At 74.2% G+C, this 21,210-nt stretch carries 20 protein-coding genes; 17 read left to right on the forward strand and 3 right to left on the reverse strand.

Going from position 1 to position 21,210, the window contains the following annotated elements; all coding sequences use genetic code 11:
• Positions 1-25 precede the first annotated feature (25 nt).
• A complete protein-coding gene (locus tag ABT014_RS11705; RefSeq protein ID WP_350638517.1) occupies positions 26-949 on the reverse strand; it encodes a DMT family transporter in 924 nt (307 codons plus the stop codon).
• Between the two features lie 69 nt (positions 950-1,018).
• Between ABT014_RS11705 and pdxR the strand changes: the two genes are divergently transcribed.
• Positions 1,019-2,389: a MocR-like pyridoxine biosynthesis transcription factor PdxR gene (gene pdxR, locus ABT014_RS11710; RefSeq protein ID WP_350638518.1), complete on the forward strand. Its 1,371-nt coding sequence runs from the start codon at positions 1,019-1,021 to the stop codon at positions 2,387-2,389.
• A 19-nt stretch (positions 2,390-2,408) separates the two neighbouring features.
• Here the strand turns inward: pdxR and ABT014_RS11715 are convergent, their stop codons facing one another.
• Positions 2,409-2,930, reverse strand: coding sequence for a GNAT family N-acetyltransferase (locus tag ABT014_RS11715; protein WP_350638519.1), 522 nt, complete (start codon positions 2,928-2,930; stop codon positions 2,409-2,411).
• 47 nt (positions 2,931-2,977) lie between these two features.
• Positions 2,978-3,943 (reverse strand): rhomboid family intramembrane serine protease, encoded by a 966-nt coding sequence (locus tag ABT014_RS11720; RefSeq protein WP_350638520.1) that lies wholly within the window; start codon positions 3,941-3,943, stop codon positions 2,978-2,980.
• A gap of 195 nt (positions 3,944-4,138) precedes the next feature.
• On the opposite strand from ABT014_RS11720, the gene ABT014_RS11725 reads away from it, so the two are divergent.
• The 16 genes from ABT014_RS11725 (at position 4,139) to cbiE (ending at position 21,166) form a co-directional block, all read left to right on the forward strand.
• Positions 4,139-5,305, forward strand: a complete 1,167-nt coding sequence (locus tag ABT014_RS11725; RefSeq protein ID WP_350638521.1) for a methyltransferase — start codon at positions 4,139-4,141, stop codon at positions 5,303-5,305.
• A 3-nt stretch (positions 5,306-5,308) separates the two neighbouring features.
• Positions 5,309-6,265: an ADP-ribosylglycohydrolase family protein gene (locus ABT014_RS11730; protein WP_350638522.1), complete on the forward strand. Its 957-nt coding sequence runs from the start codon at positions 5,309-5,311 to the stop codon at positions 6,263-6,265.
• 222 nt (positions 6,266-6,487) lie between these two features.
• Positions 6,488-7,516, forward strand: a complete 1,029-nt coding sequence (argC, locus tag ABT014_RS11735) for an N-acetyl-gamma-glutamyl-phosphate reductase (RefSeq protein ID WP_350638523.1) — start codon at positions 6,488-6,490, stop codon at positions 7,514-7,516.
• Between the two features lie 20 nt (positions 7,517-7,536).
• Positions 7,537-8,685, forward strand: a complete 1,149-nt coding sequence (gene argJ, locus ABT014_RS11740; protein ID WP_350638524.1) for a bifunctional glutamate N-acetyltransferase/amino-acid acetyltransferase ArgJ — start codon at positions 7,537-7,539, stop codon at positions 8,683-8,685.
• Positions 8,686-8,698: 13 nt separating this feature from the next.
• Positions 8,699-9,631 carry an acetylglutamate kinase gene (argB, locus tag ABT014_RS11745; RefSeq protein WP_350638525.1) on the forward strand — a complete coding sequence of 311 codons (933 nt, stop codon included), beginning with the start codon at positions 8,699-8,701 and terminating at the stop codon, positions 9,629-9,631.
• Complete coding sequence (locus ABT014_RS11750; protein ID WP_350638526.1) at positions 9,628-10,833, forward strand: acetylornithine transaminase; 1,206 nt, start codon at positions 9,628-9,630, stop codon at positions 10,831-10,833. The genes argB and ABT014_RS11750 overlap by 4 nt, the downstream gene beginning before the upstream one ends.
• 23 nt (positions 10,834-10,856) lie before the next feature.
• Positions 10,857-11,405, forward strand: a complete 549-nt coding sequence (locus ABT014_RS11755; RefSeq protein WP_350638527.1) for an arginine repressor — start codon at positions 10,857-10,859, stop codon at positions 11,403-11,405.
• 179 nt (positions 11,406-11,584) lie between these two features.
• On the forward strand, positions 11,585-12,778 hold the full coding sequence (locus ABT014_RS11760; protein ID WP_350638528.1) for an argininosuccinate synthase: 1,194 nt from the start codon (positions 11,585-11,587) through the stop codon (positions 12,776-12,778).
• Positions 12,779-12,858: 80 nt separating this feature from the next.
• Positions 12,859-14,283 carry an argininosuccinate lyase gene (gene argH / locus ABT014_RS11765; protein ID WP_350638529.1) on the forward strand — a complete coding sequence of 475 codons (1,425 nt, stop codon included), beginning with the start codon at positions 12,859-12,861 and terminating at the stop codon, positions 14,281-14,283.
• A gap of 163 nt (positions 14,284-14,446) precedes the next feature.
• A complete protein-coding gene (locus ABT014_RS11770; protein ID WP_350638530.1) occupies positions 14,447-14,947 on the forward strand; it encodes a sigma-70 family RNA polymerase sigma factor in 501 nt (166 codons plus the stop codon).
• Between the two features lie 270 nt (positions 14,948-15,217).
• On the forward strand, positions 15,218-15,712 hold the full coding sequence (locus ABT014_RS11775) for a GNAT family N-acetyltransferase (protein WP_350638531.1): 495 nt from the start codon (positions 15,218-15,220) through the stop codon (positions 15,710-15,712).
• Between the two features lie 514 nt (positions 15,713-16,226).
• Positions 16,227-17,249: a methionine ABC transporter ATP-binding protein gene (locus ABT014_RS11780; RefSeq protein WP_350638532.1), complete on the forward strand. Its 1,023-nt coding sequence runs from the start codon at positions 16,227-16,229 to the stop codon at positions 17,247-17,249.
• An 8-nt stretch (positions 17,250-17,257) separates the two neighbouring features.
• Positions 17,258-17,986 (forward strand): methionine ABC transporter permease, encoded by a 729-nt coding sequence (locus ABT014_RS11785; protein WP_350638662.1) that lies wholly within the window; start codon positions 17,258-17,260, stop codon positions 17,984-17,986.
• A 117-nt stretch (positions 17,987-18,103) separates the two neighbouring features.
• The gene (locus ABT014_RS11790; protein ID WP_350638533.1) at positions 18,104-18,940 is read left to right on the forward strand and encodes a MetQ/NlpA family ABC transporter substrate-binding protein; all 837 of its coding nucleotides are present in this window, start codon (positions 18,104-18,106) and stop codon (positions 18,938-18,940) included.
• Between the two features lie 219 nt (positions 18,941-19,159).
• On the forward strand, positions 19,160-19,798 hold the full coding sequence (locus ABT014_RS11795) for a GNAT family N-acetyltransferase (protein ID WP_350638534.1): 639 nt from the start codon (positions 19,160-19,162) through the stop codon (positions 19,796-19,798).
• A gap of 117 nt (positions 19,799-19,915) precedes the next feature.
• A complete protein-coding gene (gene cbiE, locus ABT014_RS11800) occupies positions 19,916-21,166 on the forward strand; it encodes a precorrin-6y C5,15-methyltransferase (decarboxylating) subunit CbiE (RefSeq protein WP_350638535.1) in 1,251 nt (416 codons plus the stop codon).
• Positions 21,167-21,210: the final 44 nt, after the last annotated feature.

Consider the following 21,210-nt stretch of genomic DNA (forward strand, 5'->3'; position numbering starts at 1 on the left):
GTCCGCGGTGGGGTGTTCCCCCGGTTCACCGTCCGGCCGGGTCCGGCTCCGCTGCCATCACCGCACTTACAGGCGTGAGGGATTGACGGCCCGTGATGCCCGCGCAGACGCCGAGGCCGACCAGGGCGGTGCCGAGGAGTTCGCCCGGGTGGAGGGTGGCGGTGCCCAGGGCGGCGCCGGAGAGGGCGGCCGTGACCGGGATCAGCCCCGCGAACAGCCCGGCCCGTTCGGGGCCGAGCCGGCCGAGGGCCGCGTACCAGAGCAGGAAGGCCACCACGGTGAGCACCACCGCCAGGTACAGCAACGCCCCGGCCTCGGCCGCGCTCGGCACCCGCAGCAGCCCGGTGCCGTCCAGTGCCAGCCCGGTCAGCCCGAACATCGGTACGGCCAGCGCGGTGGTGTACGCGGAGACCCGGACCGCGCCCAGCCGCGGCAGCAGGTCCACGGCGAGCAGCGAGAACGCGGCCTCGCAGGCCAGCGTGCCGAGCGCGAACAGGAAGCCCAGCGGATCCCCGGGCCCGGAGCTCTGCGTGACGGCGGCGCCGGCCACCACCACGGCGGCCGCGCCGAGCAGCCGCGCCTGCGGCCGGCGCCCGGCCAGCAGCGGGCCGACCACCGCCAGCAGCAGCGGGGTGCACCCCACGACGCTGCCGACCGCCGCCGGGTCGGTCCGGCGCAGCGCCTGGATCAGCAGCACGTTGAAGGCGAACAGGCCGGTGGCGGAGAGCAGGAGGAGGCGGACCAGCTCGGCCGGCCGCAGCCGGGGCCGCAGCGGTCCGGCCCGGCGGGCCAGGGCGAGCAGCAGGGCGGCGGCGAGCAGGTAGCGCACCGCCTGCCCGCCGTACAGCGGGTAGCCGGTGAGGACGGCGGTGGCGCCGGTGGAGCAGCCGAGTACGGTCATCGCGGCGGCGGCGCGCAGCCCGCCGGAGGCGGCGTCGGAGAGGGGCATGTGTGCCACGCTAGGAGCGGAAGTGGTCCGCCGGACAGGTCCACTCGGAGTGCCGCAGGGAGGACCACCGTGTCGGAACTGGTCATCGCGGTCGACCACGGGCAGGGCGATCTCACCGGTCAGCTGACCAGGGCGCTGCGCGGGGCCGTCCGGGACGGCCGGCTGGCGGCGGGTGCGCGGCTGCCCGCCACCCGCCGGTTGGCGGACCAACTCGGGCTCTCCCGCGGGGTGGTGGTCGAGGCGTACGCCCAACTGGTCGCCGAGGGCTACCTGGTGGCCGTGCACGGGTCCGGCACCCGGGTCGCGCCCGGGGTGGCCCGGCCGCCCGCCGCCGGCCTGCCGGAGCCGCCCGCGCCGCCGCCCCCGTACGACCTGAAGCCGGGCACGCCGGACCTGGCGGCGTTCCCCCGGGCGGCCTGGCTGGCCGCCGGGCGGCGGGCGCTGGCGGCCGCCCCGCACGACCGGCTCGGCTACAACGATCCGGCGGGCCTGCCCGAGCTGCGGGCCGAACTGGCCGGCCACCTGGGCCGGGTACGGGCGGCGGCGGCCGGCCCGGGGGACGTGACGGTGGTGAGCGGGGTGGCCCAGGGGCTCGCGCTGCTGATCCGGGTGCTGGCCGGGCACGGGCACCACCGGTTCGCGGTCGAGGACCCGTGCTCGCCGGGCACGCTGTCGCTGCTGCGGGCGCACGGGGTGGAGCCGGTGGGGGTCCCGGTGGACGCGGACGGGCTGGACGTGGCGGCGCTCGCCGCCTGCGGGGCCACGGTGGTCGTCGTCACGCCGGCCCACCAGTACCCCACCGGAGTGGTGCTGGCCCCCGCCCGGCGGGCCGAACTCATCGCCTGGGCGCGGGAGTCGGGCGCCGTGGTGGTGGAGGACGACTACGACGCCGAGTTCCGCTACGACCGCGAACCGGTCGGTTGCCTCCAGGGCCTGGCCCCGGACCTGGTGGTGCACCTGGGGTCGCTGAGCAAGTCGATGGCGCCGGGGCTGCGGCTCGGCTGGGCGGTCCTGCCCGAACGCTTCGCCGCCGACTTCCGGCACGCCAAGCGCTACGCCGACCTGGGCACCGGCGTGATCGAGCAGCTCAGCTTCGCGGAACTGCTCGCCGGCGGCGGCTACGACCGGCACCTGCGGACCGTCCGGGCCGGCTACCGCAGCCGCCGGGACGCGCTGGTGGACGCCCTGCGGGCCGAGCTGCCCGCCGCCGAGGTGCCAGGGGTGGCGGCCGGGCTCCACCTCTGCCTGCGGCTGCCGCCCGGCCGCGGCGAACCGGAGGTGGTGGCCGCCGCGGCGGCCCGGGGCGTACGGGTGGAGCCGGTGGCCCCGATGCGGCTGAGCCCGGGGCCGCCCGCGCTGGCGCTGGGGTACGGGCTGCTGCCCGAGCACCGGCTGCGCCGGGCGGCCCGGCTGCTCGCCCTTGCGGTGGCCGGGCCCTGAGCCGCCCGCGCCGCGGGTGTCAGCTCAGCTCGTCGGCCAGCAGGTCCATCAGCAGGCCGTCGTGCCAACTGCCGTCCGGGCCGCGCTCGTAGCGCCGCATCACGCCGACCGGCCGGAAGCCGACCTTGCGGTAGCAGGCGATGGCGGCGGCGTTGTCGGCGGCCGGGTCGATCACCAGACGGTGGTGGCCGAGCGCGGTGATCAGGTGGCGGGCCAGGGTGCGGACGGCGTCCGTGCCCACGCCGCGGCTGTGCACGGCGGGGTCCAGGTAGATGTCGATGCCCGCGTGCCGGTAGTCGGGCTCCTCCTCGGCGTGCCACTGGATCGCGCCGGCCACCCGGCCGCCGTACTCCACCGTCAGGGTGGGGGTGCTCGGATCGGCGAGGTCCTCGGCGACCTCGGCCGCCAGGTCGGCGCCGCCGCGCCAGCGCGCGTACACCTCGGGCGCGGCCCGGATGGCGGCGAGCGCCGGGATGTCCTGCGCGGTGGCGGGGCGCAGCGTCACGGCGGCGCCGTGCAGGGTGGGCCGGTCGTCGTCCATGCGGCGACGCTACCCCCGGTGCGCGGGCGCCGTCAGCTCGGGCGCCGTCAGCTCGGGAGCCACGGGTAGGCGTCGGCGAGGTCGGTGGTCTTCAGCACCACCAGCAGCACCAGCACCAGCGCGACCGCGACCAGTCCGGTGGCCTGCACCGCGCCGCGCTGGCGCCGCGGGGCGAAGGCGATCGCCGCGCCGGTGGCCAGGCCGGTGAGCAGGCCGCCGAGGTGGCCCTGCCAGGAGGTGATGCCGGCCGAGACCACCAGCCAGATCAGCAGGGAGACCATCTGCCGGTTGCCGCCCAGCGGGTCGTGCTGCATCCGGCGGCTGAGCACGAAGTACGCGGCGGTCAGGCCGAAGATCGCCCCGGAGGCGCCGACCGCGCCCTGGGTGGGGGCCAGCAGGTAGACCGCGACCGAGCCGCCGACCGCGGACAGCAGGTACACCGCCAGGTACCGGACGGCGCCGAGCCGCTCCTCGACCACCCGGCCCACCACCCAGAGCGAGAACATGTTCATCAGGATGTGGGCGATCCCGAAGGTGCCCTCGCTGGGCTGCAGGTGCAGGAACGCCCCGGTGAGCAGCCGGTACCACTCGCCGGTGGCGACGCCGACGGCGTGCAACTCGGGCGGCAGCACGAAGCCGTGGAAGATGTAGTACCCGCCGTCGGGCCCGACGGTCGCGAGCCCGCGCATCTCGAAGTCGTCCACCACCGACGGCCGGGCGAGCTCGCACAGGTAGGCCAGCGCGTTCAGCGCGATCAGCAGGTACGTGACGTACGGCGCCGCGCCGAGCCGCCCGCCGAACTGGGTCCGCACCGGCCGGATGTCCTGCCGGCCCGCCCGGACGCACTCCGGGCACTGGTAGCCCACCGGAGCCTCGTGCATGCAGTCCGGGCAGATGTGGCGGTCGCACCGGGTGCACCGCACGTGGGTCTCCCGCCCGGGGTGCCGGAAGCAGACCGGGTCCGGTCGGGTCTCGGGGGACTGCGGGCCGTCGGCGGGGTGCGTGGCATCCATGGCGGGTTCTGGGTCTCCGTCGTGTTCGCGCAGCTGGTCTGCGGTCGAACCGCGGGGCATCCGCGGTGTCGGCGAACAAACTAGCGAACCGCGGACCGGCTCCGGGAGCCCCCGTGGCCGGTGGGGGGAGGGTGGCCGACCCCGGCGCCGCGGGCGGGCGGCGGTGCCGGCGGGCTCGGCTAGCCTGGATCCACGATGAACTGCTTCACGACGCCCTGGGGCGACCTCGACCTCACCCGCTTCCCCGAGGACCCCCGGGACCGGCTCCGCGCCTGGGACGCCGCCGACGAGTACCTGCTGCGGCACCTCGCCGGGATCGACGGGGCACCGCCGGTCGACCTGTCGGGCACCGTCGTGGTGCTGGGCGACCGCTGGGGCGCGCTGGTGACCGCACTCGCCGACCACCGCCCCGTGCAGATCAGCGACTCCTACCTCGGCCAGCGCGCCACCACGGCCAACCTGCGGCGCAACACGGCCGCCCCGGACGCCGTCGAGCTGCGCTCCACCCGGGACGAGGTGCCCGCCCGGATCGACGTGCTGCTGGTCCGGGTGCCCAAGAGCCTGGCCCTGCTCGAGGACCAGCTGCACCGGCTGGCCCCCTCGCTGCACCCGGGGACGGTGGTGGTCGGCACCGGCATGGTGACCGAGATCCACACCTCCACCCTCAAGCTCTTCGAGCGGCTGCTCGGCCCCACCCGGACCTCGCTGGCGGCCCGCAAGGCCCGGCTGATCTTCTGCACCCCGCAGCCGTCCGGCCAGGACACCGCCGGGCCCGCCAACCCGTGGCCGCACAGCTACCCGCTGCCGGCCGGGATCGGCCCGATGTCCGGACGGACCGTCACCAACCACGCGGGCACCTTCTGCGCCGAACACCTGGACATCGGCACCCGGTTCCTCCTCCAGCACCTCCCGCCGGGCCGGGGCCCCGCACGGGTGGTCGACCTCGGCTGCGGCAACGGTGTGGTCGGCACCGCCGCCGCCCTCGCCAACCCCGCGGCCGAACTGCTCTTCCTCGACGAGTCGCACCAGGCGGTCGCCTCCGCCGAAGCCACCTTCCGGGCCAACACCGGCCTCGGCGCGGTGGCCACCTTCCGGGTCGGCGACGGCCTCGCGGGCGTCCCGGCCGGCTCGGTCGACCTGGTGCTGAACAACCCGCCGTTCCACAGCCACCAGGCGACCACCGACGCGACGGCCTGGCGGATGTTCACCGGCGCGCGGGACGCGCTGCGCCCGGGCGGCGAGCTCTGGGTGGTCGGCAACCGCCACCTCGGCTACCACCTCAAGCTGCGCCGCCTGTTCGGCTCCTGCGACCTGGTCGCCAGCAACCCCAAGTTCGTGGTCCTCCGCGCGGTCCGGGGCTGACCGGTGCTCGGGGGGAGGTCCGGCCGCGCGGCCGGCGCGGTGCTCGGCTCCGCGGTGGGTGACGCCCTGGGCGCCCCGTTCGAGTTCGGTCCGCCGGGCGCGTTCTCGGCGCGGTTCCCGCAGCACGGCCCGGCGGGCGTCCCGGCCGGCGCCTCGGAGATGTGCGGCGGAGGGGGCTGGGAGCCGGGCGAGGCCACCGACGACACCCAGCAGGCCGTCCACCTGGCCGAGTCGCTGCTGGAACGCGGCGGACTCGACCTGCCGGACGTCTTCGACCGCCTGCGCCGCTGGGCGGCCGCCGACCCCAAGGACATCGGGATCCAGACCGAGCAGGTGCTCACCGGTGACCTGCCCTGGGACCTGGCCGCAGGCATCCATTTCCAGAGCACCCTGCGGGCCGCCGGCAACGGCTCGCTGATGCGTGCCACCACCTCGGCCGTCCGCTTCGCCCGTCTCGACCGGGCCGGGACCATGGACGCGGCCCGGCGGATCGCCGCGCTCACCCACGGCGACCGCGCCGCCTGGGAGGGCACCGCCGTCTTCCACGCCCTGGTCCGGGCCGCGCTGGCCGGCGAGGACCCGCTGGCGGAGCTGCCCGCCGCGCTGGCCGAGGTGCACCCTGAGCACCGGGAGCGGTACGCGGTGGTGCTGGACGCCGGCTGGCACCCGGACCGGGCGACCGAGTTCAACGGCGCGGTCTGGCCGTGCCTGGGCTCGGCGCTCTGGGCGCTGCGCAGCACCGGCTCGTTCGAGCAGGCGCTGCGGGCGGCGGTCGACCTCGGCGGTGACACCGACACCGTCGCCGCGGTGACCGGCGGCCTGGCCGGCGCGGTGTACGGGCTGGACGCGGTGCCCGCCAGGTGGCGCGAGCCGCTGCACGTCCCGCTGCCCGGAGGCGGTGGCCGGGTGCTGCGCGCGGGGGACCTGCTGGTGCTGGCCCGGCGGCTGGACCGGCCTTGACCGGCGTGTGTTCGCGTCCGCGCGCCTTCTGGTCAGGCCTCGTTCTCCCGGAGGACAGCGTGCTGCGGCGGGCCCGTCATCCGGGCGCCGGAAGGTGAGCGGCGCCCCGGCGGCGGCGGACCGGCGGACCCGGCGATCGACTTAGGGTACCCTTATCAGGGAACTCCTTGCATGAATGTTCCGCGCTGCGTATATTCATGCCAAGTCCGAGAAGGGAACGTCATGCCATTGCGAGTCGCCGTCGCCGGCGCGAGCGGGTACGCGGGGGGCGAGGTGCTGCGCCTGCTGCTCGGCCACCCCGAGATCGAGATCGGCGCGCTGACCGGCGGGTCCAACGCCGGGGCCCGCTTCGGCGCCCTGCAGCCGCACCTGATCCCGCTCGCCGACCGCGTGCTGGAGCCGACCACCCCCGAGGTGCTCGCCGGCCACGACATCGTCTTCCTCGGCCTGCCGCACGGCCAGTCCGCCGCGGTCGCCGAGGCGCTCGGCGAGGACGTGCTGGTGGTCGACTGCGGTGCCGACTTCCGGCTGCGCTCCGCCGCCACCTGGGAGCAGTTCTACGGCTCGCCGCACGCCGGCACCTGGCCGTACGGCCTGCCCGAGCTGCCCGGCCACCGCGCCGCGCTCAAGGGCACCCGGCGGATCGCCGTCCCCGGCTGCTACCCGACCGCCGTCTCGCTCGCGCTCTTCCCCGCCTACGCGGCCCGGCTGGCCGAGCCCGAGGCCGTGGTGGTGGCCGCCTCCGGCACCTCCGGCGCCGGCAAGGCGGCCAAGCCGCACCTGCTCGGCAGCGAGGTGATGGGCTCGATGAGCCCGTACGGCGTCGGCGGCGGCCACCGGCACACCCCGGAGATGGCGCAGAACCTCGGCCCGGTCGCGGGGGAGGAGATCACCGTCTCGTTCACCCCGACCCTGGCCCCGATGCCCCGCGGCATCCTGGCGACCTGCAGCGCCAAGGCCAGGCCCGGCACCACGGCCGCCTCGCTGCGCGCCGCGTACGAAGAGGCCTTCGGCGGCGAGCCGTTCGTCCACCTGCTGCCCGAGGGCCAGTGGCCGCAGACCAGTTCGGTGTACGGCTCGAACGCCGCGCTGATCCAGGTCGCGCTGGACGAGCACGCCGGGCGGATCATCGCGATCAGCGCGATCGACAACCTGGTGAAGGGCACCGCCGGCGGCGCGGTGCAGAGCATGAACATCGCCCTCGGCCTCCCCGAGGAGCTGGGCCTTCCGCTGAACGGAGTCGCACCGTGACCGACAGTCAGAATGCAGGCGTGACCGCGGCGAAGGGCTTCCGGGCCGCCGGTGTCACCGCCGGCATCAAGGCCTCCGGCACCCCCGACCTGGCGCTGGTGGTCAACGACGGTCCGGCCTTCGCCGCCGCCGGCGTCTTCACCTCCAACCGGGTCAAGGCCGCGCCGGTGCTCTGGTCCGAGCAGGTGCTGAAGGCCGGCCGGCTGACCGCGGTGATCCTCAACTCCGGTGGCGCCAACGCCTGCACCGGCCCGCTCGGCTTCCAGGACACCCACGCCACCGCCGAGAAGGTGGCCGCCGCACTCGGCACCGGCGCCGGCGAGGTGGCGGTCTGCTCCACCGGCCTGATCGGCGAGCGGCTGCCGATGGACATCCTGCTGCCGGGCGTCGACCAGGCGGTCGGGGCGCTCAGCGCGGACGGCGGCGAGTCGGCCGCCATCGCCATCAAGACCACCGACACCGTGCACAAGACCGCCCAGGTCACCAGCCCGGCCGGCTGGACGGTCGGCGGCATGGCCAAGGGCGCGGGCATGCTCGCCCCCGGCCTGGCCACCATGCTGGTGGTGATCACCACCGACGCCGCGGTCGAGTCCCCGGCACTGGACGCCGCGCTGCGCGCCGGCACCCGCACCACCTTCGACCGGATCGACTCCGACGGCTGCATGTCGACCAACGACACCGTGCTGCTGCTGGCCTCCGGGGCCAGCGGCGTCGTCCCGGACGGCGCGGAGTTCGCCGAGGCCGTCCGCACGGTCTCCGCTGACCTGGCCCGCCAGCTGATCGGCGACGCCGAGGGTGCCAGCAAGGACATCCGGATCGACATCGTCAACGCCGCCACCGAGGAGGAGGCCGTCGAGGTCGCCCGCACGGTGGCCCGCAACAACCTCCTCAAGTGCGCCATCCACGGCGAGGACCCGAACTGGGGCCGGGTGCTGGCGGCGATCGGCACCACCGCCGCCGCCTTCGACCCCGACCGGCTGGACGTCGCGATCAACGGCGTCTGGGTCTGCCGCGACGGCAGCGTGGGCGAGGACCGCTCGCTGGTCTCGATGAAGGACCGCGAGGTGGTCATCACCGCCGACCTGAAGGCGGGCGAGGCCGCGGTCAGCGTCTGGACCAACGACCTGACCGCCGACTACGTGCACGAGAACAGCGCCTACTCGACCTGATCCGGGGGACACCGTGCAGATCGCACCCAAGGGCGAACAGGCCCGCAACAACACCGCGTTGCCCAAGGCCCGCACGTTGATCGAGGCGCTGCCCTGGCTGGAGCGCTTCCACGGCAAGACGATCGTGATCAAGTTCGGCGGCAACGCCATGGTGGACGAGGACCTCAAGGCGGCCTTCGCCCAGGACGTGGTCTTCCTGCGGTACGCCGGACTGCACCCCGTCGTGGTGCACGGCGGCGGCCCGCAGATCAACGCGCAGCTGGAGAAGCTGGGCCTGGAGTCCTCGTTCACCGCGGGTCTGCGGGTGACCACGCCGGAGACCATGGACGTGGTGCGGATGGTGCTGGCGGGTCAGGTGCAGCGTGAGCTGGTCGGCCTGCTGAACGCGCACGGTCCGTTCGCGGTCGGGATGACCGGCGAGGACGCCCACACCATGACGGCCGTCAAGCGGTACGCCGTGGTGGAGGGCGAGCAGGTGGACATCGGCCTGGTCGGCGACATCGTCAACATCGAGGCCGGCGCGGTGAAGGCGCTGATCGGCGACGGCCGGATCCCGGTGATCTCCTCGATCGCGCGCGGCGCCGACGGCCACGTCTACAACATCAACGCGGACACCGCGGCCGCCGCGCTGGCGGTGGCGCTGGGCGCCGAGATGCTGGTGATCCTCACCGACGTCGAGGGCCTCTACCGCGACTGGCCGGAGTCGGACGACGTGATCAGCAAGCTCACCGGCACCGAGCTGGAGGAGATGCTGCCGACCCTGGCCACCGGCATGCTGCCCAAGATGGAGGGCTGCCTGCGGGCGGTGCGCTCCGGCGTGGGCACCGCCCGCGTGCTGGACGGCCGGGTGCAGCACAGCCTGCTCCTGGAGATCTTCACCGACGAAGGAATCGGCACCATGGTCGTCCCCGACGACGAGGCGCCCGTACTGGGGGGACTGGCATGACCGGCAGCAACACCGAGCTCACCGAGCGGTGGCAGCACGCCCTGATGGACAACTACGGCACCCCGCGGATCCCCCTGGTGCGCGGCGCCGGCGCCCGGTTCTGGGACGCCGACGGCAAGGAGTACCTGGACCTGGTCGGCGGCATCGCGGTGAACGCGCTGGGCACCGCCCACCCGGCGGTGGTCGAGGCGGTCACCGCCCAGATCGCGACCCTCGGCCACGTCTCCAACCTGTTCATCGCCGAGCCGACCGTCCGGCTCGCCGAGCGGCTGCTCGGGCTGTTCGGCCGCGAGGGCCGGGTGTTCTTCTGCAACTCGGGCGCCGAGGCCAACGAGGCCGCGTTCAAGATCAGCCGGCTGACCGGCCGGACCGGACTGGTCTCCGTCCAGGGCGCCTTCCACGGCCGCACCATGGGTGCGCTCGCGCTCACCGCCCAGCCCGCCAAGCAGGACCCGTTCCGTCCGCTGCCCGGCGAGGTGCAGCACGTCCCGTTCGGCGACGTGGAGGCGCTGCGGGCGGCCGTCACCACCGACACCGCGGCCGTGTTCCTGGAGCCGATCCAGGGCGAGAACGGCGCCGTCCCGCTGCCCGAGGGCTACCTGCGCGCGGCCCGCGAGATCACCCGCGCCACCGGCACCCTGCTGGTCCTGGACGAGATCCAGACCGGCATCGGCCGCACCGGCCACTGGTTCGCCCACCAGGCCCTGGACGGGGTCGAGCCGGACGTCGTCACGCTGGCCAAGGGCCTGGGCGGCGGTCTGCCGATCGGCGCCGCGGTCGCCTTCGGACCGGCGGCCGAGCTGCTCCACCCGGGCCATCACGGCACCACCTTCGGCGGAAACCCGGTGGTCGCCGCGGCGGGGCTGGCGGTGCTCGACACCATCGAGTCCGAAGGCCTGCTGGAGCACGCCACCAAGCTCGGCGAGCGGATCCGCGCGGGCGTCGAGGCGCTCGGCGACCCGCTGGTCGCGCACGTCCGCGGGAGCGGCCTGCTGCTGGGCATCGTGCTCACCGAGCCGGTGGCCGGCCAGGTGCAGGCCGCCGCCCAGCGGGCCGGCTTCCTGGTGAACGCGGCCGTCCCGGACGCGGTCCGGCTGGTGCCGCCGCTGGTGCTGTCCGAGCAGGACGCGGACACCTTCCTGGCCGCACTGCCGGAGATCCTCCGGTCGGTGCGGGAGCCCGCCCCCGACGCGAACAGCTGAGCGCAGTCCAGGAGAATCATCGTATGACCGCTCCCCACTCCGACCAGTCCGCCGCCGGGCCGACGTCGCAGGTCCCGCAGACCCGCACCGCGCGCCACCGGCGGATCGTGGACCTGCTGACCCGTCAGCCCGTCCGTTCGCAGAGCCAGCTGGCCAAGCTGCTGGCCGACGACGGGCTGGTGGTCACTCAGGCCACGCTCTCCCGGGACCTGGACGAGCTGGGCGCGGTGAAGATCCGCAACCGGGACGGCGCGCTCATCTACGCCGTCCCGGCCGAGGGCGGTGACCGCACGCCGCGGGCACCGATGGGCGAGTCCGCCAGCGAGGGCCGGATGGCCCGGCTGGCGGGCGAGCTGATGGTCTCCGCCACCGCCTCCGGCAACCTCGTGGTGCTGCGCACCCCGCCCGGGGCCGCGCAGTTCCTCGCCTCGGCCATCGACGCCGCCGAGGTGTACGAGGTGATCGGCACCATCGCCGGCGACGACACCGTGCTGCTGATCAGCCGCGATCCGGCCGGCGGCCAGGCGCTCGCCGACCACCTGATGCAGCTGGCCCAGGCCAAGGTCCAGTAGCGGCCCCGCGCTCCGCCCGCAGCACCCCGCACTCCGCCCGCAGCACCCCGCACTCCGGCCCAGAAAACGCTGTTTGGCGTTTCATACGCGGTGATGCATACTTATGCCTAACGCCGCATGGGATCCCGCACAGCGCCGTTCCCCTGCCCTGTTCGTTACCTTTCGTGAAGGAGAAAGCCGTGACCGAGCGCGTCGTACTCGCCTACTCGGGCGGTCTGGACACGTCCGTCTGCATCGGCTGGATCGCCGAGGAGACCGGCGCCGAGGTCATCGCCGTCGCCGTCGACGTCGGCCAGGGCGGCGAGGACCTCGAGAAGATCCGCCAGCGCGCGCTGGACTGCGGCGCGGTCGAGGCCGAGGTCGCGGACGCCCGTGACGAGTTCGCCGACGAGTACTGCCTCCCGGCGCTCAAGGCCAACGCCCTCTACCAGGGCCAGTACCCGCTGGTCTCCGCGCTCTCGCGGCCGACCATCGTCAAGCACCTGGTCGCCGCCGCGCAGAAGCACGGCGCCACCACCGTCGCGCACGGCTGCACCGGCAAGGGCAACGACCAGGTCCGCTTCGAGGTCGGCATCAACTCGCTGGCCCCGGGCCTGAAGTGCATCGCCCCGGTGCGGGACTACGCGATGACCCGGGACAAGGCGATCGCCTTCGCCGAGGCCAAGGGCCTGCCGATCGCGACCACCAAGAAGTCCCCGTACTCGATCGACCAGAACGTCTTCGGGCGCGCGGTGGAGACGGGCTTCCTGGAGGACATCTGGAACGCCCCGATCGAGGACGTCTACGAGTACACCCAGAACCCCGCCACCCCGCGCGAGGCCGACGAGGTGGTCATCACCTTCGAGGCCGGCGTCCCGGTCGCGATCGACGGCCGCAAGGTCACCGTGCTCCAGGCCATCGAGGAGCTCAACAAGCGCGCCGGCGCCCAGGGCGTCGGCCGGCTCGACATGGTCGAGGACCGGCTGGTCGGCATCAAGTCCCGCGAGATCTACGAGGCCCCCGGCGCGATCGCCCTGATCACCGCCCACCAGGCCCTGGAGAACGTCACCGTCGAGCGCGAACTCGCCCGCTACAAGCGGCAGGTCGAGCAGCGCTGGGCCGAACTGGTCTACGACGGCCTGTGGTTCTCCCCGCTCAAGCGCGCGCTGGACGGCTTCATCCACGAGGCCAACCAGAGCGTCTCCGGCGACATCCGGCTGGTCCTGCACGGCGGCCGCGCGGTGGTCAACGGGCGCAGGTCCGACCAGTCGCTGTACGACTTCAACCTCGCCACCTACGACACCGGCGACACCTTCGACCAGTCGATGTCCAAGGGGTTCATCGAGATCTTCGGCCTCTCCTCGAAGATCGCGGCCCGGCGCGACCTGGCCTGAGCCATCTCCACCCGGTCCCGGCTGTCACCCCCGGCAGCCGGGACCTCCCCTCCCGCCGCACAGCTGAAGGAGCCCGAGCGATGCCCGCCGACCAGCCCGCCGACGTCCGCCTCTGGGGCGCGCGATTCGCCGACGGCCCCTCCGAGGCCCTGGCCAGGCTCTCCGCCTCGGTGCACTTCGACTGGCGCCTGGCCCCCTACGACATCGCCGGTTCCAAGGCGCACGCCAAGGTGCTGCACCGGGCCGGCCTGCTGACCGACGGCGAGCTGGCGGACATGCTCGCCGGCCTCGACCGGCTGCTCGCCGACGTCGACTCCGGCGCGTTCACCGGCACGGTCGCCGACGAGGACGTGCACACCGCGCTGGAGCGCGGCCTGCTGGAGCGGCTCGGTGCCGACCTCGGCGGCAAGCTGCGGGCCGGCCGCTCGCGCAACGACCAGATCGCCACCCTGTTCCGGATGTACCTGCGGGACCACGCGAAGATCATCGGTGGTCTGCTGCTCGACCTGCAGCACGCCCTGGTCGGCCTCGCCGAGGCCCACCCGGAGACCGCGATGCCGGGCCGCACCCACCTCCAGCACGCGCAGCCCGTCCTCTTCGCCCACCACGTCCTCGCGCACGTGCAGGCCCTCGGCCGGGACGCCGAGCGGCTGCGCCAGTGGGACACCCGCACCGCCGTCTCCCCGTACGGCTCCGGCGCCCTGGCCGGCTCCTCGCTCGGGCTGGACCCGGAGGCGGTCGCCGCCGAGCTGGGCTTCGAGCGCGGCTCGGTCGGCAACTCGATCGACGGCACGGCCTCGCGGGACTTCGTGGCCGAGTTCGCCTTCGTCACGGCGATGATCGGGATCAACCTCTCCCGGATCGCGGAGGAGGTGATCATCTGGAACACCAAGGAGTTCGGCTTCATCACGCTGCACGACGCCTTCTCCACCGGTTCCTCGATCATGCCGCAGAAGAAGAACCCGGACATCGCCGAGCTGGCCCGGGGCAAGTCCGGCCGCCTGATCGGCAACCTCACCGGCCTGCTCGCCACCCTCAAGGCGCTGCCGCTCGCGTACAACCGCGACCTGCAGGAGGACAAGGAGCCGGTCTTCGACTCCTGCGACACCCTGGAGGTCCTGCTGCCGGCCTTCACCGGCATGATGGCCACCCTCACCGTGCACCGCGAGCGCCTCGAGGAGCTGGCCCCGGCCGGGTTCTCGCTGGCCACCGACATCGCCGAGTGGCTGGTCAAGCAGGGCGTCCCGTTCCGGGTCGCGCACGAGGTCGCCGGCGCCTGCGTGAAGACCTGCGAGGCTCGGGGGATCGAGCTCGCCGACCTGACCGACCAGGAGTTCGCCGAGATCTCCGAGCACCTCACCCCCGAGGTCCGCTCCGTCCTCAGCGTCCACGGCGCCATCGCCTCCCGCAACGGCCGCGGCGGCACCGCCCCCACCGCCGTCGCCACCCAGCTTGCCGAACTCAAGGCCGACCTCGCCACCCAGCAGTCCTGGCTCACCCCCTGACCTCCCCCTCCCCACCACCGCCCGGCCCCTGCCCACCCCCTGGCAGGGGCCGCGCGCATTCCCCTCCCTTCCCGTCCCGTGCCCTGCGCGTGCCCCCGCCCCCGTGCGGGTGGAACCCGCCCCCCACCCGTGTCCACCACCCCACCCCACCGTCATACCGGCTGTGATCCCCGTCGCCGCCCTCCGCCCCGCCCTGCTCCCCTTCCTGGCCGCCCTCGCCCGCGGCAGCGGCGCCGACCCCGACGACCTGGAGCAGTCGGTCTGGCTCACCGCCCTGGAGCGCGCCGAAGCCGGCCGCCTCCCGGCCACCCCCGCCCCCGCCGCCTGGCTCCGCGGCCTCGCCGTCCGGGAGGCGCTCGCCGCCCGCGCCGCCCCCGCCGAGACCCCCGTCCCGACGGTGACGCAGCGTCACCTCGGCCCGGCCGAGCACCACTCCCGTACCGAGCTGCACCGCGCCCTGCGCCGGGCCCTCGCCGCCCTCCCCGGCCGCTGTCCCGAGCTGCTGGCGGCTCTGGCCGGCTCCCCGGAGCTGACGTACCAGCAGCTGGCCGGCCGCCTCGGGCTGCCGCGCGGTTCGCTCGGCCCGACCAGATCCCGCTGCCTGGGCTGCCTGCGGGTGCTGCTGGCGGCCCGGCGGGAGGACTGGCGGGCCGGTGAAGGTTGAGTGACGCTCGCCACGTCGGGCGGCCGGGAGGTTGAGAGCGGGCGGCGGCTGGGTAGAGCGGTGGCGAACGTCGCTCTTGACGGTCGCCCGTGGTTCCGGATACTGAGCGTGAGCGCTGGTCCGGTCCGGCGGGCGGCATCGCCGTCCGGAGGGGCGCGGCGTGCGCTACCCCCGGACCGGGCAGATCCCCGTCCGGGAACACCTCGGCAGGCGGCCGGTGCGAGACCCTCACTCGTCGCGCCGGGCACGATCCATGGGGAGGCCCCTTACATGGGCATGAGTGTGAGCATCTCGGCGGCGAACGAGCAGGACGCGGAGCAGATCCTCAAGCTCCAGTACCTCGGGTACCAGGGCGAGGCCGAGCTGTACTCGGACTGGTCGATCGATCCACTGACGCAGAGCCTGGACAGCCTCCGCGAGGAGATCGCCGAGCGGCACGTCCTGGTGGCGCGGCTCGGCGACGAGGTCGTCGGCACGGTCCGCGGCTGGGTGGACGAGCAGGGCGTCGGCCACATCGGCCGGCTGGTGGTGCACCCGCGGATCCAGCGCCACGGCCTCGGCCGCCGCCTGCTGGACGCGGTGGAGCGCAGCCTGGCCGCCGAGTCCGCGGTGAGCGCGTTCGCGCTGTTCACCGGCCACCGCAGCCTGGCCAACCTGCGCCTGTACGCCCGCCAGGGCTACCGCCAGACCGCGGTGCGGGAGGTCAGCCGCCGGCTCAGCATCGTCACGCTGGAGAAGCCGGTCGCCACCTCGCTGGCCGCCTGACCCCTCCCGCCAGAGCCTCGCAGCGCCCCGCCGCGACCCCGTTCCAGCTCCGCCGACGGCGCCCCACCTCCCCGAGGTCGGGCGCCGTCGGCCTTGCCGCACAAGGGTCGTGTCCGCATTTCGGACAGCTGGTCCTGTTCATTGGGACCCTGCCCATATGTCTGATTTACTTGCTTCCATGACTGCGACGACGACATGCATCCCCACCGGCACCGCGCCGGCAGGTGAGCGATGCCTGTGCCGTCGAATGTGTCACCGCTGAGGGCCACCGTCCCCCCGCTCGCGCCCCGAAGCGAGTAACCCCTTCCGCGCCGTCCAGGCGTACCCGCCCACCGGTCACTGATGACCCGTGAGGGCCATGCCCGCGCGCGTCCCGGCCGCCCGGCGGCGACGATCGACGTGCGGATCGCACCGACCCCCCTTCTTCACCCTGCACCGGCGTGCCCGGCATGCCGCTGACCGCCACCGGCGTTCCGGCCACTAGGCCGTCCGCCCACGAACAACGGAAGCAGCTGTGATCACCACCAAGGACCTGAGGAAGGTCTACCGTTCCCGGGGCCGCGAGGTCACCGCCCTCGACGGCGTCGACCTGCACGTCCGCGAGGGCGAGGTCTACGGCGTCGTCGGCACCAGCGGTGCCGGCAAGTCCACCCTCATCCGCTGCGTCAACATGCTCGAGCGGCCCAGCTCCGGCACGGTCACCGTGGACGGTCTCGACCTCACCGCGCTCGCCGGCAGCGAGCACCGGGCCGGCCGGGAACTGCGCGAGGCGCGCCGCCGGATCGGCATGGTGTTCCAGCACTTCAACCTGCTCGCCTCGCGCACCGTGCAGGAGAACGTCGAGCTCCCGCTGGAGATCATCGGCCAGGACCGCACCACCCGCCGCCGCCGCGCCGCCGAACTGCTCGACCTGGTCGGTCTCGCCGACAAGGCCCGCAGCTACCCGAGCCAGCTCTCCGGCGGTCAGAAGCAGCGGGTCGGGATCGCCCGCGCGCTGGCCGGCGACCCCAAGGTGCTGCTCTCCGACGAGGCCACCTCGGCGCTCGACCCGGAGACCACCCGCTCGATCCTGCACCTGCTGCGCGAGCTCAACCAGCGGCTCGGCCTGACCGTCCTGCTGATCACGCACGAGATGGACGTCATCAAGTCCGTCTGCGACTCGGCCGCCCTGATGCGCGGCGGCCGGGTGGTCGAGTCCGGCGCGCTGAACGACCTGCTCGCCACCGAGGGTTCCCAGCTCGCCCGGGACCTCTTCCCGCTCGGCGACTTCGGCTCCGGGCACCCCGGCCACACCGTCGTCGAGGTCACCTTCCAGGGCGACGCCCCGGCCCAGCCGTTCATCTCCCAGCTGGCTCGCACCTACCAGATCGACATCAACATCCTGGGCGCCGCGGTGGAGACCATCGCCGGCCGGATGGTCGGCCGGATGCGGGTCGAACTGCCCGGCAGCCACCAGGACAACGTGGTGCCGATCGGTTTCCTGCGCGAGCAGGGCCTGCAGGTGGACGTCCTCGCGGCGAACGGAGCGGTGGCATGAGCAACACCCTGACCTGGGACCAGATGCAGGACCTGATGTGGCCCGCCACCTGGGAGACGTTCGGGATGGTCGGCATCGCCGCCGCCGCGACCATCGTGATCGGCCTGCCGATCGGCCTGTTCCTGGTGCTCACCGACAAGGGCGGGCTGCTGCAGAACGTGCCCGTCGCCCGGGTGCTCGGCGTGATCGTCAACGTCGGCCGCTCGATCCCGTTCGTCATCCTGATCGTGGCGCTGATCCCGTTCACCCGCTGGGTGGTGGGCACCTCGCTCGGCTGGCAGGCTGCGGCCGTACCGCTCGCCGTCGGCGCCATCCCGTTCTTCGCCCGGCTGGTGGAGACCTCGGTCCGGGAGGTGGACGGCGGTCTGGTCGAGGCGGTCCAGTCGATGGGCGGCTCCACCTGGACCATCGTCCGCAAGACGCTGCTGCCGGAGGCGCTGCCGGCCCTGGTCGCCTCGGTCACCACCACCGTGATCGCCCTGATCGGCTACTCCGCGATGGCCGGCACCGTCGGCGGCGGCGGCCTCGGTGACCTGGCCTACCGCTACGGCTACCTGCGCTTCCAGACCACCTTCATGTGGGTGATCGTCGCCGAGCTGGTCGTCATCGTGACGGTGCTCCAGCTGGTCGGCGACCGGATCGCCCGTCACCTCGCCCACCGCGGCTCCTACCCCAGCCCGCTGGGCCTGCTGTTCGGCCGCCGGCGCGGCGCCGACGACGAGCTCGCCGGGCGCTGACCCGCCCCCCACCGACCCCGCCGGCCCGACCCAGGGCCCGGCGAGAACCCGGCCGCACGCCGGCCCGTCCCCGACGGTCCGGGCGGCCGACCGCAACCCCGCAGAAAGGCACTTTTCGTGCGTAACGTCCTGAAGACCACCACCGTCCTCGCCACCGCCGGCCTCGCCCTCTCGCTCGCCGCCTGCGGCAGCTCCGGCTCCTCGCCGGCCGGCGCCTCCGCCGACCCGAACAAGGCGCTGACCGTCGTCGCCAGCCCCACCCCGCACGCCCAGATCCTCCAGTACGTGAAGGACAACCTGGCCGAGAAGGCGGGCCTGAAGCTGGACATCAAGGTGGTCAGCGACTACGTCACCCCGAACACGGCCGTTCAGGACGGCTCCGCGGACGCCAACTACTTCCAGCACGTGCCCTACCTGGAGGACTTCAACCAGAAGAACGGCACCGGCATCGTCTCCGTCGAGCCGGTGCACCTGGAGCCGCTCGGCGTGTACTCCAAGAAGGCCAAGGCCGTCGGCGACCTCAAGGACGGCGCCCAGGTCGGCGTCCCCAACGACGCCACCAACGAGGGCCGGGCGCTGAAGCTGCTCGCCGACAACAACCTCATCACCCTCAAGGGTGGCGCCGGCACCGCCGCGACCGTCCAGGACATCGCGAGCAACCCGAAGAACCTCAAGTTCAAGGAGCTGGAGGCGGCCCAGCTGCCGCGCGCCCTCGACGACCTGGACGCCGCGGTCGTCAACGGCAACTACGCCCTCGACTCCGGTCTCAAGCCCGCCACCGACGCCATCCTGCTGGAGAAGGCCGAGGGCAACCCGTACGCCAACATCCTGGCCGTCAAGAAGGGCAACGAGGCCGACCCGCGGGTCAAGAAGCTGGCCGAGCTGCTGCACTCGCCCGAGGTGAAGAAGTACATCGCCGACACCTTCCAGGGCTCGGTGACCCCGGCCTTCTGAGCCGCCCGCCCAGCCCCGTGACCGGGCCCCCGCCGCACCACGGCGGGGGCCCGGTCGGGCAGTATGCAGGGGGGACGGCGCCGCCGGGGACGAATCTGACGAGCCGTCGTCACAACGGCGGCGTACCTGACGGACCGTCGCGGGACAGCGGGTACCCTGGCACGCCCGAGGAGGGGCGCGGCGTACCGTGCGTCGACGACCCGGCGAGGAGAGACGGCAATGGCAGCGAGCTTCCCCGAGACCGCCATCAGCACCGAACGGCTGCTGCTGCGCCCGCCCGCGGACGCCGACGCCCCCAGCCTGGTGGCGATGATGGCCGACGAGCAGGTCAACGCCTGGACGGCCGTCCCGCAACCCTTCACCGAGACGCACGCGCTGGAGTGGATCCGCCGCCTGGCCCCGGCCCGCCGGGCCGAGGGCCGCGGCATCGGCTTCGTGGTCACCGAGCACCTCACCCAGCGCGTGGTCGGCCGGGTCGAACTGCGCGACACCGACTGGCGGCTGCGCTCCACCGAACTCACCGGGATCACCGCCCCCTGGGCCCGCGGCGAGGGCTACGCCCCGGAGGCCGTGCTCGGCGTCGCCCAGTGGCTGTTCGAGGACCGCGGCTTCCACCGCCTGGAGCTGCGCACCGCCGCCGGCAACACGGCCGGCCAGCAGGTCGCCCAGAAGACCGGCTGCATCAGCGAGGGCGTGCTGCGCAGCGCCTGGATAGTCCGGGACGACCGCGCCCCCGGCCAGCCGGCCCGTACGGCCGCCGGGAGCAGGTCAGACCTGATCGTCTGGAGCCTGCTGCCCGAGGACCTGGAAGGCCTCCAGCCCGACTGGGCCGAGCAGCACCACCTGCTGCGGGACTGACCGCCGGCCCGCGCGGCGCCCGGTCCTGCGTCGGGCGGAGCACACCGGGTAGCCTCTCCTGGGGCGCGCCGGGGCAGGCCGCCCGAGGGGTGGACGGACGAGGGAGAACAGCCGCAGATGGCTGACCGGATCACGGTCATCGGGTGGGACGGAACCCCACTCACCGAGGCGGCGGCCTCCGCCCTGGCCGGGGCGACCCTGGTCGCGGGAGCGCCCTACCAACTGAACGCGCTGCCCGTACCGGCGGACGCCGAACGCATCGCACTCGGCAGCATCGCGGACGCCGCGAACCGGCTGGCCGAGCACCGCGGCGGCGCCGTGGTGGTCGCCGAGGGCGACCCGGGCTTCTTCGGGGTGGTCCGCACCCTGCGGCGTCCCGAGTACGGGCTGGAACTCGAGGTGCTGCCGGCGGTCTCCTCGGTCGCCACCGCCTTCGCCCGGGCCGGGATGGCCTGGGAGGACGCCCAGGTGGTCTCCGCGCACGGCGGCCGGCTGCGCCGCGCCGCCAACATCTGCCGGGCCAATCCGAAGGTCGCGGTCCTCACCACCGCCGACGCCGGCCCCGCCGAACTCGCCCTGATGCTCCACGGCGTGCCCCGGACCTTCGTGGTCTGCGAGGCGCTCGGCACCCCGGAGGAGGACGTCACCGTCCTCACCTCCGAGCGGGTGCCCGACCGCGACTGGCGCGACCCGAGCGTGGTGCTGGTGATCGGCGGCGGCCAGCCCCTCGCCGGGACAGAGGCGGCCGGGTGGCTCGCCGGGCGCCCGGTGAGCTTCCCCGCGCCGGAGCACGGCTGGGCCCTGCCCGCCCCGGCGTACGCGGGGGCGGATGCTGCTCCCGGCGCCGAGGACGCGGAGTCCGAGCTCCCCGCGCAGGTCCGCGCGCTGGCCCTGGCCCGGCTCGGCCCGGTCCCCGGCGACCTGGTCTGGACGATCGGCGCCGGCGGCGCCGCGGTCGCGGTCGACGCCGCCCGCCTGGGCGCCGCGGCGGTCGCGGTGCAGCCCGACCCCGCCGCCTGCGCCCGGCTCGTGCTGGCCGCCCGGCGGCACGCGGCGGAGGTCGAGGTGGTCCAGGGGGAGGGGCCCGAGGCGCTCGGCGGCCTGCCGGAGCCGGACGCCGTCCTGGTCGGGTCCGGCGGCGCCGACCTGGTCCGGGCCGTGGTGGCCCGGCGGCCGGACCGGGTGGTGGCGGTGGCCGCGAACCTGGCCGAGGCCGGCGAACTCCGGCGGATCGCCGAGGCGGCCGGCTACCGGGTGGACGGCGCACTGCTCCAGTCCGCGCCGCTCACGCCGGCGCGCGCCGAGCACGACCGCCCCTCCTTCGGCCCGGCCGACCACACTCTGATCCTCTGGGCCAAGGCCGCCTGAAACCGTGTACGGTGCGGCCGACGGTGATCCACGTCGCATCCGGA

This window comes from Kitasatospora sp. NPDC094015 (genome assembly GCF_040304075.1).
GTDB lineage: Bacteria > Actinomycetota > Actinomycetes > Streptomycetales > Streptomycetaceae > Kitasatospora.